This window comes from Salinisphaera sp. S4-8 (assembly GCF_040361235.1).
Lineage (GTDB): Bacteria > Pseudomonadota > Gammaproteobacteria > Nevskiales > Salinisphaeraceae > Salinisphaera.
In genome coordinates, this window is the sequence record NZ_APNF01000001.1 from 174,579 (window position 1) to 191,499 (window position 16,921).

General features: G+C 63.6%; 15 protein-coding genes. 6 read left to right on the forward strand and 9 right to left on the reverse strand.

What is annotated here, in order from left to right; translation table 11 throughout:
* Positions 1–92 precede the first annotated feature (92 nt).
* Positions 93–1,349 carry an ATP-binding protein gene (locus tag S4A8_RS00830; RefSeq protein ID WP_353177058.1) on the forward strand — a complete coding sequence of 419 codons (1,257 nt, stop codon included), beginning with the start codon at positions 93–95 and terminating at the stop codon, positions 1,347–1,349.
* The gene (locus S4A8_RS00835; RefSeq protein ID WP_353177057.1) at positions 1,346–1,900 is read left to right on the forward strand and encodes a response regulator transcription factor; all 555 of its coding nucleotides are present in this window, start codon (positions 1,346–1,348) and stop codon (positions 1,898–1,900) included. The genes S4A8_RS00830 and S4A8_RS00835 overlap by 4 nt, the downstream gene beginning before the upstream one ends.
* On the opposite strand, the gene S4A8_RS00840 is transcribed toward S4A8_RS00835, so the two are convergent.
* The 4 genes from S4A8_RS00840 to S4A8_RS00855 form a co-directional block, all read right to left on the reverse strand.
* Positions 1,897–3,330, reverse strand: a complete 1,434-nt coding sequence (locus tag S4A8_RS00840; protein ID WP_353218926.1) for a PepSY-associated TM helix domain-containing protein — start codon at positions 3,328–3,330, stop codon at positions 1,897–1,899. The two genes, S4A8_RS00835 and S4A8_RS00840, sit on opposite strands and share 4 nt — an antisense overlap.
* A gap of 5 nt (positions 3,331–3,335) precedes the next feature.
* Entirely contained in the window at positions 3,336–5,531 is a 2,196-nt protein-coding gene (locus S4A8_RS00845; RefSeq protein WP_353218653.1) for a TonB-dependent receptor, read from the reverse strand.
* 137 nt (positions 5,532–5,668) lie between these two features.
* On the reverse strand, positions 5,669–6,382 hold the full coding sequence (locus S4A8_RS00850) for an RES family NAD+ phosphorylase (RefSeq protein WP_353218654.1): 714 nt from the start codon (positions 6,380–6,382) through the stop codon (positions 5,669–5,671).
* Positions 6,379–6,801, reverse strand: coding sequence for an antitoxin Xre/MbcA/ParS toxin-binding domain-containing protein (locus S4A8_RS00855; RefSeq protein WP_353218655.1), 423 nt, complete (start codon positions 6,799–6,801; stop codon positions 6,379–6,381). Before S4A8_RS00855 ends, S4A8_RS00850 begins: the two co-directional genes overlap by 4 nt.
* A gap of 136 nt (positions 6,802–6,937) precedes the next feature.
* On the opposite strand from S4A8_RS00855, the gene S4A8_RS00860 reads away from it, so the two are divergent.
* From S4A8_RS00860 to S4A8_RS00870, 3 genes are all read left to right on the forward strand, one after another.
* The gene (locus S4A8_RS00860; RefSeq protein WP_353218656.1) at positions 6,938–8,188 is read left to right on the forward strand and encodes a dienelactone hydrolase family protein; all 1,251 of its coding nucleotides are present in this window, start codon (positions 6,938–6,940) and stop codon (positions 8,186–8,188) included.
* A gap of 55 nt (positions 8,189–8,243) precedes the next feature.
* On the forward strand, positions 8,244–9,122 hold the full coding sequence (locus S4A8_RS00865; RefSeq protein WP_353177046.1) for a DMT family transporter: 879 nt from the start codon (positions 8,244–8,246) through the stop codon (positions 9,120–9,122).
* Positions 9,123–9,200: 78 nt separating this feature from the next.
* Positions 9,201–10,097 carry an NAD(P)-dependent oxidoreductase gene (locus S4A8_RS00870; RefSeq protein ID WP_353218657.1) on the forward strand — a complete coding sequence of 299 codons (897 nt, stop codon included), beginning with the start codon at positions 9,201–9,203 and terminating at the stop codon, positions 10,095–10,097.
* A 199-nt stretch (positions 10,098–10,296) separates the two neighbouring features.
* Here the strand turns inward: S4A8_RS00870 and S4A8_RS00875 are convergent, their stop codons facing one another.
* Positions 10,297–10,893: a cyclodeaminase/cyclohydrolase family protein gene (locus S4A8_RS00875; protein ID WP_353218658.1), complete on the reverse strand. Its 597-nt coding sequence runs from the start codon at positions 10,891–10,893 to the stop codon at positions 10,297–10,299.
* 131 nt (positions 10,894–11,024) lie between these two features.
* On the opposite strand from S4A8_RS00875, the gene S4A8_RS00880 reads away from it, so the two are divergent.
* Positions 11,025–11,387 (forward strand): SpoIIAA family protein, encoded by a 363-nt coding sequence (locus tag S4A8_RS00880; RefSeq protein ID WP_353177040.1) that lies wholly within the window; start codon positions 11,025–11,027, stop codon positions 11,385–11,387.
* A 30-nt stretch (positions 11,388–11,417) separates the two neighbouring features.
* Here S4A8_RS00880 and S4A8_RS00885 read toward each other — a convergent pair whose 3' ends face one another.
* The 4 genes from S4A8_RS00885 to S4A8_RS00900 are packed head-to-tail and all read right to left on the reverse strand — an operon-like array spanning position 11,418 to position 16,779.
* Entirely contained in the window at positions 11,418–13,217 is a 1,800-nt protein-coding gene (locus S4A8_RS00885; protein ID WP_353218659.1) for an IucA/IucC family protein, read from the reverse strand.
* Positions 13,217–13,807, reverse strand: a complete 591-nt coding sequence (locus S4A8_RS00890; protein WP_353218660.1) for a GNAT family N-acetyltransferase — start codon at positions 13,805–13,807, stop codon at positions 13,217–13,219. Before S4A8_RS00890 ends, S4A8_RS00885 begins: the two co-directional genes overlap by 1 nt.
* A gap of 55 nt (positions 13,808–13,862) precedes the next feature.
* Positions 13,863–15,203, reverse strand: coding sequence for a lysine N(6)-hydroxylase/L-ornithine N(5)-oxygenase family protein (locus S4A8_RS00895; RefSeq protein ID WP_353218661.1), 1,341 nt, complete (start codon positions 15,201–15,203; stop codon positions 13,863–13,865).
* Complete coding sequence (locus S4A8_RS00900; RefSeq protein ID WP_502950690.1) at positions 15,196–16,779, reverse strand: pyridoxal phosphate-dependent decarboxylase family protein; 1,584 nt, start codon at positions 16,777–16,779, stop codon at positions 15,196–15,198. The genes S4A8_RS00895 and S4A8_RS00900 overlap by 8 nt, the downstream gene beginning before the upstream one ends.
* Positions 16,780–16,921: the final 142 nt, after the last annotated feature.

The window sequence follows — 16,921 nt, forward strand, 5'->3', positions numbered from 1 at the left end:
ACGTCGGGCCAGCCGCTATCATGGCGGGCTGGCGCCCGAATCCATGCCCGAGGCCCGCTCGCCGCAGCGCCCGGCACAGGGCAACACTGCCCATGCAGACTGTGTTCAAACTCACGCCCCTGCGTCTGCTCACCTGGCTGTACTGGCTGCGCTGGGCCGCGATCGCCTGCGTACTGCTGGCCGTGGCCGCCGCGCCCGCGCTGGCAACAATCAGCCTCGATAGCCGTGCGCTGATCGCCGTCACCGCGGTCGTCGCCGGGGTTAATCTGCTTATTGGCTGGAGCCTGCGCCGCACGCGCCCGGCCACCGAAGCCGAACTGCTGGCCCATCTGCTATTCGACGTGGCCGCACTCACTGCCTGGCTTGTCTGTACCGGCGGCTCGGCCAGCGCCTTCGTTTCCCTCTATCTGTTGCCGATCGCGATCGCGGCGACCACCCTGCCGCGCCGGCGTGCCTGGCTGGTCGCGGTCCTCGCGGCCAGTGCCTATACCGTATTACTGCTGCGTTTTTTCTACGCCCAGCCGATGGCCCATCACGGCGATTTCGCCCTGCATGTGCTGGGTATGTGGGCGAGCTTCGTCGTCAGCGCGGCATTGCTGGTAATCTTCATCGGCCGTATGGCCACGGCCGTACGCCAGCGGGATCGCGCCCTGGCCGACGCACGCGAACAGATGCTGCGCAACGAACAGATCACGGCCATCGGCGCGCTCGCCGCAGGCGCGGCGCATGAACTGGGCACGCCGCTGTCGACCATGGCCGTGATCGTGTCCGAACTGCGCGACACCCAGGCTGCGGATACATCACTGCAAGCCGATCTGGCGACGCTCGACCAGCAACTGGCGCTGTGTCGTCATCAAATCGGCCAGCTGCTGGGCGTGGCCGAGCCCGCCGAAGACGCATCCCGGCCCGTCGCCGTCACCGGCGCGCTGGAAAATATCGTTGCACGCTGGCGACTCATGCGCCCGGATATGCAAGCGCCGCTATCGATCAGCCCCGACCTCGACTCGGCCAGGCTCGCCGACGAGCCCGCCTTCGGCCAGGCGCTGACCAATCTGCTTAACAACGCCGCCGACGCATCGCAGGCCAACGCCAGCGATCGGGTCGACATCGCGGCCGGACGCGATGCCGATCGGCTGGAGGTGGTTATCGACGATCAGGGCACCGGTATTGCCGATACGGATACCGCCCGCGCCGGCCGGCTGCGTTTTTCCAGCAAACACGATGGCCGTGGCCTGGGGTTGATCGTGTCGCATGTCAGCCTCGAACGTCTGGGCGGCGAAATCAGCCTCAGGCGCCGGCCCGAAGGCGGCACGCGTACCCGACTTCTCCTGCCACTTGCGTCGATATGAAATCGAACACCGACACAACGCCCATGCGCGTACTCATCGTCGACGACGATCATGTATTCGCCGCCACACTGGCACGCGCCCTTGGCCGCCGCGCAATCGAAACCGCGATTGCCCATGACGGCGACAGCGCGCTGGCCCGGGCCACGCAATGGCAACCCAGCCATGCCCTGCTCGATCTGAACCTGGGCAGCGATACCTCCGGACTGGCGCTGATCGAGCCACTGCGCGAACGCGTGGGCGATTTGAAAATCATCGTGCTGACCGGCTATGCCAGTATCGCCACCACGGTGACCGCCATGCAGCGCGGCGCGGCCGGCTATCTGGCCAAACCGGTGGATGCGCCGGCCGTGCTCGCCGCATTGGCCGGCGAGGCCGACGACCGCCCCGAGCACGACCCCGGCGAGCGCATGTCACTCAAGCGTCTCGAGTGGGAACATATCCAGCGCGTACTCGCCGAGCACGAGGGCAATATCTCGGAAGCCGCCCGTGCGCTGGGTCTGCATCGGCGGACCCTGCAGCGCAAGCTCGACAAGAAGCCGGTGCGGTACTAGCTCGGCACGGGCGCGCCGCGCCGCAGCATCTGAAACAAGCGGTCCCCGATCAGAACCGCAATCAGGCTGGCCCCGGCGAGCGGGAACAGCACGGCCATGGCGATCATGATCACGCCCAGATAACGCAACCGGATCGGTGCGCGCCGCGGCGGCGCACCCAGGCCGCCGGCCGGGCGACGACGCCACCACATCACGAAACCGGTACTCACGAGGATGACGATCGCCAGGCAGGTGGCGAGCATGACGAGCTGGTTGGCCAGTCCGAAGTAATTGCCCATATGCAGGGCAACGCCCAGTTCGATGGCCTTGCCCGCCACGCCGTAATCGCTAAACGTGATATCGCCCAGCACCGCCCCCCTGTAGCGGTCGATGAATAACGTGCGCTGCCCCTGTGGGCGATCGGGATACGTCTGCGCCTTGTACACGCCGGTGGCACCGGCGGGCAGCATGAGCCAGTAGTCCTCGGCCAGGCCCTGTTCGGCAAGGATCCGACGAACGCGATCGACGCCAATATCGGGCGCGGGCAGCGGGTGTTCATCGCGTGGCATGGCACCGCCGTGGTGGTCATGCCCGCCGGATGACTTTGGCGATGACTTGGGCGCAGCCATGTTTTCCAGCGCCCAGGGCGTGCCGCGGCCGCGTTCGGCCGGGGTGGTTCGCGGCGCCTCGGCCGCCGACGTCGGCGGCGTGCGGGCGCCGGCATACCCCAGGCCCAGGGCTTCGACGGCGGGCGTGAACAGCTGACCGCCCCAGATACCGGCCCAAGGCAAGCCAGTGAAGATCAGAAACAGAATCAGCGCCGCCGCATAGATTCCCGTAATCGCATGCAGATCGCGCCAGAAGCGCCGGCCGCGCGCCGCCAGACGTGGATACCACACGCCCGCCCGGCCGCGGCGTCGTGGCCACCACAAATACAGACCGGTCACGATCAGAATCGCCGCCCAACAGGCCGCCAGTTCGACGAGCGCATCCCCCATCCAGCCGAGCATGAGCGACCCATGCACGGTATCGGCAATGCCCACGAGCGTGCGTTCATAGACGAACGAACCCAGCACCGCGGCCGTGGCCGGATCCACGAATACGCGCCGCGGCGCGCCCTGCGCCGGGGTCACGAACAGCATCGCACTACGCCCGACAGCGGTCGGCATATTGATTCGCGTGACGGAGGCGCCCGGAAAGGCCTGTTCGGCGCTGGCGACCCAGTGGCTGGCGGGCATCGCCGGGGCGCTGCTGCCGACGAACATCAGATCCGGATAGATCAGGTCGTTGAGCTCGGTATTGAACAGATAGATCGCGCCCGTCACCGCCAGAATCAACAGAAACGGCGCCACCACCAAGCCAGCATAGAAATGCCAGCGCCAGACCGTGGCATACCAGCGCTCGGCCGGGCGTACTTTCGACGGCGTGGCGTCAGCGCCGTCGCGTCGCACCGCGTTCAAAAGGTGCCCGTCCAGGCCAGCTCCACACTACGCGGCGCACCGATATAGATCTGGCTCGCACTGTAACCCGACCACTCGCCATAGAATTCATCGGTGAGATTGCGCCCGCGCAGGGTCAGCGTGCCGTCTGCGCCGACGGTATCGAGCGGCATGCTCACCCAGGCGCCGAATATCGTATGCCCGTCGACCCGAATGGTATTGGCCGTATCGGTATGGAAATCGCCTGCGTGCTGCACATCCGCGCCCACGGTGAATGGCAGTTGCGCGAGTGTGTAATAGCTGGACAGATTGGCCACACGCTCCGGTACGTTCACTGGCGTGTTGCCGGACAGATTGCGTCCGCTGCCATCGAAAAGCCGGGCGTATTCGGCATCCAGCACGGCGAGATTGGCATCCACCTGCCAGCGCTCGGTCAGGGCCAGCCCCAGATCCAGTTCCACGCCGCGCGATTGCAGGCTGCCACCCTGCACCGTCTGCTGCGGGTTGTTGGGGTCCTGGGTGAGGATATCGTTCTGCTTGATCTGGTAGAGCGATGTGGTCAGCGTGGCGCGGTCGTCCCAGAAGCGATTACGCAGACCGATTTCGATGGCATCGCCCTCCGACAGATCGAACTCCGCGCGCGCGGTGTTCGACAGCAGCAGGCTGCCAACGGGCGCGACCGCATGGTTGAACTGGGCATAGAGCTGATCGCGGTCGCTGAGTTCATATACCGCCCCCACACGCCAGGACACCGGATCGAACGAACGGCCGAAGGTCGTGCGCGTATCGGCGGCCAGGTCGTCGATACGCCGATCCAGATCGATATGTTCGTAGCGCACGCCGGCCACGAAGATGAATTCGTCGGTGGGGTTGAGCGCGTTCTCGGCGAATACGCCGACCGTATCGACCTGACTGTCGTAGTTCACGCGGGTGGCGAAGTTGGCCGCGCTATCGCCCGGCACATGGCCACGATCTGGGTCGGCGACAGTCACCGACGTCGCGCTGCCGAAACGCCGCGGGGTGGTGAAATTGCTGTGTTTGTATTCGCCACCGACGGCGAAGCGATTGCGATGGCCGGCCAGTTCGCCGTCGAAGTGGGTATAGGCGCGTTCGCTGACGAAATCCTGATCGTGGGCGATCCGTCCGGTCGAGCGATCCAGCAGCCCGGTCGCCGGATTGAAGGTATAGCTGTCGGTTTCCACCCAGTTGCGATCGGCCGTGTAATAGGCCAGTTCGTTGATGAATTCCCACCGATCATTAAGCGTGTAGGCCGCGCGTGTGCGCAGCCAGTGGCTGTCCGATTCCATCACCGAATTGCGCGGGTTGTAGTTGGTATCGCGCTCGGCTTTGTCGAGCACGAGATCGCCCGGCGCGCTGACGATATCGGCGGGATCGCGGGCCACTGCACGGCCCACCAGCGGCGCGCCGTAGTACGACGCCTCATAGTGGTCGCGAAAATAATCATAGGACGCCGACAGCGACAGACGATCCGTGGCTTCGAAGAGAACGCCGGTGGTGAGCTGGGTGGTGCGCGAATCGTTGTCGTCGATGAAACCGTCCGAGCGGCGATGCGACAGATCCGCGCGCACCGCGACCCGATCCGAGAGCACGCGATTGCCGCCGATGCCGGCACGCAGCGTATCGAAACTGCCGACACTCGCCAGCGCTTCGGCGCTGTTGGCCTCGAGCGAGGGTTTCTTGGTGACCAGATTTACGGTGCCGGCCAGTCCGCCGTCGCCGTGCAAAACCGAGGCGGGGCCCTTGAGAATCTCGATACGCTCGAAGTTGAAGGTATCGAAATCGCGCACCACCAGTTCCGAATCGGCCGCGCGCATGCCATCGAACAGGTAGTTCACATTGCCGCGCGGCAAACCGCGCATCGACAACGATGCGGGCGAACCCGGGATATTGCCGCCGGTCACGCCCGGCAAGGTGCGCGCGGCTTCGGTAAACGTGGCCAGTCCGCGGCGCTGCATGGTGTCGCTTGTGAGCGTATCGACCGTGGCCGGGGATTCCTCGGCGCTGAGATTCAGGCGATTGCTGACTTCGGTTTCGCCGGCAATGGCTGGCACCAGGGCACTGTCTTCGATGGTCAACGGCGCGAGCGTCTCGCCTGCCACATTATCGGGCTGGGCCAGACTCGGCGCTGCACTGAAAGACAAAGCCACAAGAAAACCCACACGCGGCCACGCCGCGGCAATACGAATCCGCATGAATCATTCCCCTGAGCAAGCGACGGCAAGCTTAGGGGCGGCTCGGGCAATTGCCCATGAGGCAAATTGTCGCAGCACGGTGCCAAACGACTGTCATGGCTCGAAAAAACGCGGGCGGCGCTAAGGCCGCGCGCAGCTCAACCGTGGGGTGTGATCCCGCTTTCGCCGAGGGTGACCACATCGGTGATACGTACGCCGTCCCAGATATAGCCGAAATGCCGGCCCTGAACCGCGGGGGCGAGTACCGGCGTACGCATGACGGCCACACATTCGCCGCCGGGATCGCGCACGCTGGGATAGACGATGCCCGGCTCGCCGGCCATATACACCTGCACGCCGTAGCGCTGCGACTGGGCATAGCTGTCGCCATCGAGCAGCGGCAGGGCGGCAGGTCGATCGCCGCGCAGGTCGCGCAGATCGCCGTCGAGATCGACCCGATAGACCCGCATTTCGATGGTCATCGGCGGCTGCTGGCTATCGGCAAGAAACCGCTCGCGATGAAACACCGTCTCGCGCACCGCGGTGGCTTCGCTCTTCGCGGCATAGAACACGCCGAAACTGCCGTCGGAAAAACGCGAACCAGCCGGATTGACGTGGGTGAACGCCGCCATCACCGGCGTCGCGCCCGGGCCGGTCATACGCTCGTCGACCGGCACCCGCGACAGCTCGCCGACTTCGTCGCGCAGACGGTCGTTGGTGAGCGACTCGACCGCGAAAGTAGCCTCCAGATCGGCCGCGTCGGCTACACGATCGAACAATCCGCGGGGCGGAAAACGCGAGGGCACGAGCCGATAGCTGGGCTGCCAGCGCACAGGCCGGCGCGCGAAATCGTCGAGGGCCAGCCCACTCATGCCCAACCGCCCCGCTCGGCATCGAGATGACGCCGTACCACGGCCAGATCTTCGATATGTCCGGCCAGCATGCGCTCCAGCGGGGTCTTGCCGCCGAACAACGGGTTGCGGTTGGGCTGCTTGATCCAGCCATCAGCCGCGTCGGCACGCGGCAGCAGCATTTCCAGGCTCTTGTAGATACCCAGTAATAGCGACAAACGCTCCATCTGGCCGACGTCGAGGGTGATATTCGGGGCGCGCTTCCAGCGCCGGTAGGTACTCACCGGCGTGCCCAGCAGGCGTGCCGCCTGAATATCGGTCAGCCCCCATTGCGTGGCGATCGCAAACCAGGTGCGCAACGCCCCGGGGCTGACCCGCCGCCGCAGCTCGGCGTCGTGAATATCGCCCGGGGCGGCCTGTTGGACAGCAGCAGATGTCATGACCGACTCCGATTAATCATATGATCACTTTATACTATTTTACGATCATTTGATACTTCGCATGCCGGCGCCACGTTTGGCCTCGATCCGCCGCTGTTCGATAATGCGCACCCGTTGCATGAGCCAGACAGTATTTATGAGTGCCGACACTATTCAGATCGATGCCCCGGACGGCAGCCGTTTCGACGCCTACCGCGCCCTTCCCGAAGCCGGCCACGGCCCGGCCGTGATCGTGCTGCAGGAGATATTCGGCGTGAATCGCCATATTCGCGAGGTGTGCGATTTCTATGCCGAGGAAGGCTATGTCGCCATCGCGCCGGACCTGTTTCATCAGTTCGAACCGAATATCGAACTCGGCTACGCCCCCGAGGACTTCGAACAGGCATTCGGCTATTTCCAGAATCTGGATATCGAACGCACCATGGCCGATATCTCCGCCACCGTGGCCGCCGCTCGGGCGCTGGATGAAGTCGTCGCCGAACCCGGTCGTGGCGATGTGGGCGTCGTCGGTTTCTGCCTGGGCGGCAAGCTCGCCTATCTGGCGGCTGCCCATTGCGACGTGGACTGCGCGGTCGGCTACTACGGGGTAGGCATCGACGAGTCGCTGGATTTGGCCGAGGCTATCGACTGCCCGATGGCCCTGCACTTCGGCGGCCTGGACAAGTTCTCGCCGCCCGAGACGATCGACAAGATCCGCAGCGTCTTTGCCGGCAACCCGGACGTGCAGGTGTTCGTCTACGACAACGCCGATCATGCCTTCAACCGCTGGGGCAACGACCACTACAACCCGGGCGCGGCCCGACTGGCGCATACGCGCACGCTGGGTGTGCTGCGCGCCGCCCTCGGCCCGCGCTACGACCTGGCTGCCCTGGCCGATCATCACTTCGAGCTGGAATTCGCGGCCCGCGACGTCGACGAAACCATGAAGACCATGGTCGCCGAGCCCTATGTGAATCATGTGCCGACCATGACCGGCGGCACCGGCCACGACTATCTCAAACGCTTCTACAAGCACCACTTCATCCCGAAGAACCCGGCCGATCTTCAGATGAAGCCGATTTCGCGCACGGTCGGCGTGGACCGCATGGTCGACGAATTCGTGCTGTGCTTTACCCACGACTGCGAAATCGACTGGCTGCTGCCGGGTATCGAGCCCACCGGCAAATACGTCGAGATTCCTTTCGTGGCGATCGTGACCTTTCGTGGCAACAAGCTCTACAACGAGCATATCTACTGGGATCAGGCCTCGCTGCTGGTCCAGATCGGCAAGCTCGACCCCACCGGCCTGCCAATTGCCGGGGTGGAAACCGCGCACAAGCTGCTCGACAAGGAACAGCCCAGCAACGACCTCATGCCCAACTGGGCCACCAGTGCCGATCTCGACTGATGACGGCACATCGCGCGCCATATCGCCGTCGCCCTGAATCGACCGGAGCGCCGTAATGCTCGCCCGTGCCCTGCCGCTGCTGTTCGTACTGATCTGGTCGACCGGCTTCATCGCCGCGCGGCTGGTCGCGCCCTATACCGATCCACTGACCTTTTTGTGTTATCGCTATCTGCTCACGATTGCCGCCTTTGCGGTAATCGCGATCGCGGTGGGCGCGCCCTGGCCGCGCGGTCTGCGCGCCTGGACGAACGCACTGGTCGCTGGCGTGCTGTTACAGGGTATTTATCTGGGCGGGGTGTTCTGGGCAGTCAATGACGGACTCCCCGCCGGCATCGCTGCGCTCGTGGTGGGCCTGCAACCGCTGCTCACTGCGGTGCTGGCCTTCCCGCTGCTGGGCGAAACGGTGGGCATACGCAAATGGCTCGGCATCGCCCTGGGTTTTGGCGGCGCACTACTCGTGCTGGAACCGCGTCTGGCCGTGGATATGGCCGATATCAGCGCCGCCCCGCTACTGGCCGTGTTCGCCGCCATGTTCGGGATTACGCTAGGCACCATCTGGCAAAAACGCACCGGCTCGGCAGCCGATATCCGCACCAACGCCGCCGTACAGTTCATCGGCGCGACCATCGTCACCGCGCCGGTCGTGCTCTGGCTCGAAAGCGGGCGTTTCGAGATGACCTGGCAGGCCTGGACCGGCTTGCTGTGGTCGTCGCTGGGGCTGTCGGTAGGCGCGATTTCGCTGCTGCTGTTTCTCATCCGCCGCGGCTCGGTGGCCAGCGTGGCCTCACTGTTCTATCTGGTGCCGCCGGTGGTCGCGATCCTCGCCTATCTGTTGTTCGACGAAACACTGAATACGCTTCAGATCGTCGGCATGGGCGTGGCTGTGGCCGGTGTGGCGATTGCCAGTCGAAGTGGACCGGCGGCCAAAACCTAGCAAAGCCCATCGCGATACTCCGTGCATCATGCACGTGATAGCGTATGACGCCTTTCTCGTCCTGACTCGGAGCGATTCATGAAAACAGCTTTTCTGGGGCTCGGCACCATGGGCGCGCCCATGGCCCGCAACCTCCTGGCCAGCGGCGCGGACCTGACCGTCTGGAACCGTTCGCAGGCGGCGGTGGATTCGCTGCGCGAGGCCGGCGCACAGGCCGCCGATTCACCTGCGGCCGCGGTGGCCGATGCCGACGTCGTGTTCTCCATGCTCGCCGACGATGCGATCTGCGAACAGGTGATGGTCGAATCCGGCGCGCTCGCGGCGATGAAGCACGGCGCGATCCACGTCAACATGGCGACGGTTTCCGTACCGTTTGCCAAGCGCATGGCGGCCCTGCACGCCGAACACGGGGTGGCCTATGTCGCCGCACCGGTGATGGGTCGGGCCGATGTGGCCGCTGCGGCGAAGCTCAATATTCTGGCGGCTGGCGATCAACAGGCGATCGACACCGCCACCCCGCTGCTGGAAAAAATCGGCCAGAAGGTCTGGCCGGTAGGCGATTCGGCCGAAATGGCCAATGTGGTGAAGATCCAGGTCAACTTCATGCTGGCGGTGGCGATCGAGTCCATGGGCGAAGCCTGTGCGCTGGGCGAGGTCTACGGCATCGAGACGGGTAAATTCCTGGATATCGTCACCAACACACTGTTCGCCTGTCTGGGCTATCAAAGCTATGCCGGCCTGATTCGCGACTCCCAATACCGGCCCGCGAACATGCCGGCCACCCTTGGCAACAAGGATGTCGGCCTGGCGTTGTCGGCCGCCAACGACCGTCAGGTACCGCTGCCGCTGGGCGGCGTGGTGCGAGACAGCCTCAACGAGATCATTGCCAACGGCGACGGCGACAAGGACTGGGGTGCCCTGGCCGAATACGCGGCCAAACGCGCGCGTATCGACCGTTCGCGGGAGCGTTCTTGACTCGCCAAGGAATAGCGTTAATTGTGTATGAGGTCGGCCGCGTTCATACAAGCATGCTGTCCGCAAATGAACGCCAAGAAGCGCAAATAAGGCATCAAAGCGCGAGATCGAAGTAACTGAAATCGGCGTCGCGGACCTGGTGCCGGACTTTGTACATCAGAAATGACGCTGCGGTGCCGGATTGTTAAGGCGTGCGCGATTACGAGCGAGCGCGAAGCAGACGCTCGAGCAGCCGGTCGGCCTCGGCCTGTAGCGCGGCGCGCTGGCCGGCCAGCTGGCGCCGCTCGGCTTCGTCTTCGAGCCCGTCGATGTTGGTATCCACGTTGATCAACACCATCGACAGGCCGGCATGGATGAGCTGTGCGCCGGCCCGGGCATCGCTTTGCAGGGCAGCCTTGATATCGCCTATGGCCTGTTCGGTGTATTCGAGGGCCTCGAGACAGCAGCGGGCCGTATCCAGCGGCACCTGATTGATGCGTTCGACGGCGCGCTCCAGCGCCTGTTCTGAATCGTTTTCGTCGGCGTGTTTCTTGGCTGCCAGATAAGCCTTGAAGGCGGCGATATCTTCGTCGGCATAGTCGCCGAGCTGTTCCATCAGGCGCTCCGCCTGCGCGATCAACCGCCGAGCCCGGGCGTCGTCATCGTTGGATTGCGTCAGCCGCAGCCCCTTGAGCACCAGGGCCAGACCGTTGGCCGCGGCGTTGGCCGCGACCGCGCCGCAGCCCGGCATGGCGCGGGACTGGATATCGTCTCGAAACGCGTCCAGCGTGATCTGCGTAATGGTTGATGTGGCCATGCCAATCGGCTCGTGTCGAATCAGATCGCCGAGTGTCGCACGGGCTGCCCGGCGCACCTCGCCCCGTGTCATCGAAACGCCGGCCATCTCTGATAGCGTGACGGTTCATTTCGAAACCGTAGAGCTACACGATGCTACGTATTGCCCCGTTCAAGCCCGATGTCGACTATGTCGTGCCCATCGAAATCGACGGCGAAATCAATTCCCGCGATTTTTCGAATGTGCTGTCCAAAATGGAAGAACAGCTGGCCAAGCACGACAAACTGCGCCTGTATGTGGAAATCAAGTCGCTGGGCGGCATGTCGGCGTCGACCGCGTTCAACGAACTCAAGGACGCGATCAAGCACTGGGAGCGTTTCGACAAGCTGGCCGTGGTGTCCGACGTGGAAGGCATTCGGACCGCCACCACGGTGATCGACAAGCTCTCGCCGAACACCGAATGCGAAACCTTTCGCTCGGCCGACCGCGACTCGGCCCAGGCCTGGGTGGCCTGAAGCCTGCGATGCGCCCGCGCTGGCCGGCGGCTAAGCCGGCGGCCGTGCGATCGGGTTGGCCAGCGTACCGGCAAACTGCAGATTACCGGCCGGATCGTCCAGATCGATCATCTGGGCGTTGTTGCGCAGTTGCAGCCGGTTCAAACAGGAGCGCTTGAACTCGGGCGCGAACAGGTCGTAGCGCGCGAACTTGGCGGCGAATTCCGGATGGGCAGCCTGATAGTCGTGCACGCAGTTGGCCACCTGCTGCCAGAACGCCTGCTGCGAATAGCCGCGTTCGGTATGCAGGATTGCGCCGATATAACGAAAGATCAGGTCGAACAGATCGGTAAACAGGCTGAGCACCTTCAGCTCTTCCGGCACCTCGACCGATAACCGGGCAACCTCGCCGGGCAGCTCGACCTCGGTGTTCATGATGCCGACCTCTTCGGCGATATCCTTCATGATCGCGCGTACCGGCACATTGTCTTCCAGCACCAGAATGATGTTCTCGCCGTGCGGCATGAACACCAGATCGTGGGCGTAGAAACAGTGCAGTAGCGGGCTCATGTACGCGTCCAGATAGCGCGCCAGCCAGCTGTCGATATCCAGCGGTGAGGCATCGATGAGCGCGCCGATCACGGACACATCATCGGCGTCACGATGCAGCAGCGCGGCCATGGTCATCAGGCGCTGACCTTTCTCGATCTGGTTGATCGGGCTTTCCCGCCAGAGCGCGGCCAGCATTTTGTTGTAGGCGTCGGTTTTCGGCGCGGCCGCTTCGAACTGCGGATGGCGGTAACCGATAGAGGCGACTTCGCGCAGGATGGAAAAGCCCTTGGTCTGCAGATAGGCATCGCTACGTATCAGCGTGTCGATCCAGTCGTTGATCTCGGGCGTGCCGCGCATGTAATACGGCGACAGGCCACGGGTGAAGCCCATATTCAGAATCGATAGCGCCATCTTCACATAGCAGCGCGCCGGATTGTCGCGATTGAACAGCGTGCGTATCGATTGCTGGGCCTGGTAGGTGTCCTGACCGAAGCCGAGATAAACCAGATGCCGGCTCGCGATCTCGCCGGCAAACAGATAGACCAGCTTGTTGTGCCATTGCCAGGGATGCACGGGCATAAGCAGATAGTCGGCGACATCCAGTCCAGCATCGGCCAGGCGCTCGGTGAACGCGGCATGGGTTGCGCCGTCCAGCTCGGCAGCCATATGTTCGGCGTAACTGCGGTCCGCGCTGCAGGCGAACTCGGCACGACTGATATGGGCCGCGACCCAGACCAGCCGGATGGGCGCGGCGGCTTCCGGCGTATAGGCACGATAGTCGATACTGTCGAAGCCGATACGCCCGCTATTGGCCACGAAGGCGGGGTGGCCTTCGGTCATTGCTGCTTCGATACGCTGAAAGTCGCCGTCGACGAAATCGGCGGCCACCGGCCCGCCATGCACGATCTTGTAGGCGATGCTGTAGAGCGTGGCGGTGATTTCTTCCAGATAGATGGGCAGCGCGGCCGGGCCGATGCCCAGCACGTCGCGCAGCTCGGTGACGAGCATGACCGCATCCAGGGCCGCGGGCACGTCGTCGACCGTCTTTTCCAGTGTGCCCGGTTCGATATGCCAGTGTTCGAGTTCGAGCACACGCGCAGCAAAGCGATACTGCACGCCCTGTTCGAGTGCCAGCGTATAGATACCGTCGTTGCCTGCCTCTGGCGCCGGCGTGATCAACAATTCGTGGCTGAATTCGCTGAGCATCTTCGTGACCATACGGGTATTGGCCGCACGCCAGGTACGTTCGTCGAGATGGGCGATGGCCTGTTCGGTGGCGGTGATGGGCATACGGGTCATCAGGCAGAATCCTTGGCTGTGAAGTCGCAGAGTGCGTCGCGGTAATCGGCGCGCGTACAGGTCGCAAACCAGGCGGTCTTGCCCGGCAATGCGACCTGACGGTGGTAGACGAAGCCGGCCCGACGGTTGATCGGATGAATCGCTTCGTTGGTGACGTCCGGCTCGACCACCACGCGCTCGACGCGCGCGTCGCTGAACAGAAAATCCATGATCTGAACGAACACCGCCCAGGTGAATCCGGGGATGCGCTTGTCGGCCGGGGCGACCAGCACATGCATGCCGATATCGCCGGGCTGCACATCGTAGTGCGCGCCGACGGCTTCGGCGGCCGGCGCATAGCGCTCCATGAGAAACGTGGGCCGCTCCTCATGCAGGCCGATGAAGGCATCGAAATCGGGCGCGGCTTCCACGTCGGTGAAGTAATCTCGAATCTGGTCTGCATCCAGCGACTGCATGCCCCAGAAACGGGCATGGTCGCTACGCAGCCAGGCGTGGGCCGTGGGCACATGGCGCTCGATATCGAATGGCGTGATCGCCAGTTCGCCGATACCAGGAATCTGGCGTGCCTGAAGCACGGGGCTATCGCTCACGCGGGTTTCCTTGCTTGAAGTTGAAAAGATCGAAGTCGACCGATGTACGGGCCGCTCAAGCCGGGGCACGGCGTCGATCCGTGGCCGGCGCGCCGGGCGTATTCACCGCGAAATGCTGGAATGCGATGCGCTGCTCGATCGGGTAGTGCTCGACGCCAGTCAACGCCCGCAGAATGCAGGCATTGCGATAACAGGCCATGCCCAGATCGGGCGTGACGAAACCATGGGTATGAATTTCGGCGTTCTGTACGAAGATCTCGGCGTTGTCGTGGTCGACTGCGTAGTAACGCGATGCATCGAAACGCCCCTGGGCATCCCAGCGGATACGATCGGCGATTCCGTCGATATAGTCCGGCACGCGATAGGCAAAACCGGTGGCCAGCACCACGCGCTCGCTGCGATGGGTGAAACCCGCGCCCTGCTCGTGCTGGAAGAAGTCCAGCTCCACGCCAAGGCCATCGGCGGAATTGCGGGCATCGCGCAATTCCACATTCGCCTGTAGGCCAACATCCAGCGTGCCGGCCACGTCGCGTTCGTACATCAAGTCGTAGATGGTGTTGATCAACGACTCGTCGATGCCCTTGTAGAGCGCCTTGTGTTCCTCGCCGAGCTTGTGGCGCCGGTGTTCCGACAGGCCATGGAAATAGTCGACATACTCCGGCGAGGTCATCTCCAAGGTGAGTTTGTCGTAGTTCAGCGCAAAGAAACGCGGCGAGCGGGTGAACCAGTCCAGCCGATAGCCGTGGCGTTCCTGCTCCAGCAGCAGGGCATGAAAGACCTCGGCCGCGCTCTGACCACTGCCGACCACGGTGATCGAATCGCTGGCCTGGAGACGCTCGCTTGCCGGGCCGAATTCGCAGGCATGGATCGCGCGTTGGTCCAGGTCGCGACAGCACGCCGGCACATACCGATCGGGGCCGCTGCCGAGCACCAACGCCCGGGCGTAGAGCGCACGTCGCTCGCCGCTGGCGGTATCCTCGAGGGTGAGCACGTAGCAGGCGTTGGCGTCATCGTAGTCGGTGGCCACCACCCGCGTGGCAAAGACGAGGTTATCCAGTCGCTCGGCAACCCAGCGACAGTATTGGTTGTATTCGCGCCGGAGCATGAAGAAGTTTTCGCGAATATAGAACGCGTAGATCCGCCCGGTCTGCTTCAGGTAGTTGAGAAAACTGTATTCGCTGGTCGGATCGGCCAGCGTGACCAGATCCGCCATGAACGGCGTCTGCAGGGTCGCGCCGTCGAGCAGCAGACCCGGATGCCAGTCGAAATGCGCGTTTTCGTCGATGAACACCGCGTCGAGATCGTCGATGGGTGCGGCGAGCGCGGCCAGACCGAGATTGAACGGCCCGATACCGATACCGGCCACGTCGTGGATGGGTCGATCGAGCTCATCCATGACGGCGATACCCTCGGTTCGCGCTCGACTCGACGGCGATCGACGGCGCGCCGGTCTCGGCGGCCATGCCGTAGGCCACGATCAGATCGACGATCTCGCTCATCTGGGCGGGCGTGGTCGCCGGATTGAGCAGCGTGAACTTGAGATAGCGACGTCCGTCGACCTTGGTGGCCGCGATCATGGCTTCGCCGTCGCGTGCCAGCTGCGAGCGGATGGTTTGGTTGAGCCGGTCCAGCGCGGCTTCAGATGTAGTCAGGCACGGCCGGTAACGAAACACGATCGTGCTCAGTTCGGGGCGGTGCAACAGTTCCAGGCGTGGCTCGGCGAGCATGAGCTCGTAGGTCGCACGGGCCAGCGCCACCGCGCCGTCGAAGGCCTCGCCGATCGTATCGGCACCCAGCGTACGCAGTGTCAGCCACAGCTTGAGCGCATCGAAACGCTTGGTGGTCTGCAGCGATTTGTTGACCTGATCGGGCGTACCGGCCGCCGCTTCGCGCGGGTTCAGGTAATCCGCATGATGGGTGATCAGCCCCAGGTCGGCGCCGCGACGCACGATGAACGCACTGCAGCTGACTGGCTGGAAGAACGCCTTGTGGTAATCCACGGTCAGCGAATCGGCGTTGTCGATACCGGCACACTTGTGGCCATGGCGGTTCGAAACCAGCAGCCCACAGCCGTAGGCCGCGTCGACGTGCATCCAGAGCTTTTCGGCGCGACAGATATCGCCGATGCTCTGCATGTCGTCGATACTGCCGAAGTCCGTCGTGCCACAGGTGGCCGCGACCGCAATCGGAATATCGCCGTTTGCACGGCAATCGGCGATCGCGGTTTTCAGCGCATCGATATCCATGCGTCGGGCCGCATCGCAGGGCACGGCCACGATCGCATCATGACCCATGCCCAACAGTGCTGCGGCCTTGGACAGACTGAAGTGGCTGACCTCGGAGACGAACACGCGCAGCCTGGCCGCCTCGGCCGGCAGTCCCTGCTTCTGCACCGTGCCGTGGCCGTATTGGCGTGCACACCAGCCGTCGCGCATGAGCAGCATGGCCATGAGATTCGATTGCGTCCCGCCGCTGGTAAACACGCCGTCGGCGGCCTCGCCCAGACCCGCGCGTTCGGCCGTCCATGCGATGAGCTTTTGTTCGATGAACGTCGCCCCCGCGCCCTGGTCCCAGGTATCCAGCGACGAGTTGATGGCACTGAGCACGACCTCGGCGGCGATGGAGGGCACCAGCACCGGGCAGTTCAGATGGGCGGCATAACGCGGATGATGAAAATACACTGCGTGATCGAGATACAGCCGACGTAGCTCGGCCAACGCCGCGCCCATGTCATCACAGGTGTCATCGAGGTCGAGCTTTTCGAAGTCGGGCGCGAGTTCGCTGGGCAGAACCCCGCTATGTACACGCTTGGCGCGCCGCATGGCCGCAGCCACCGCGTCGGCGGCCTGATCGACCTGGTCACGAAACAGGTCGAGATTGTGTTCGTTGAATATCTGCGCCCGGCGGGCGGTTTCGGCTGCTTCGATCGACTGTTCGCCGTGTATCGATGCCGTCTGATTCGAGGTGCGCAACACGCAGGCCTCCTTTTCGAGATAAAAACGCACGATCCCGCGCACGCAGGCTGCGCGGCCCTTCTCCCCTCGCTTTTATTTCGACATATCAGCGGCCCGTCATCGTCGCGACGACGGGCCACCTCATGAGTGGGTCAAAACC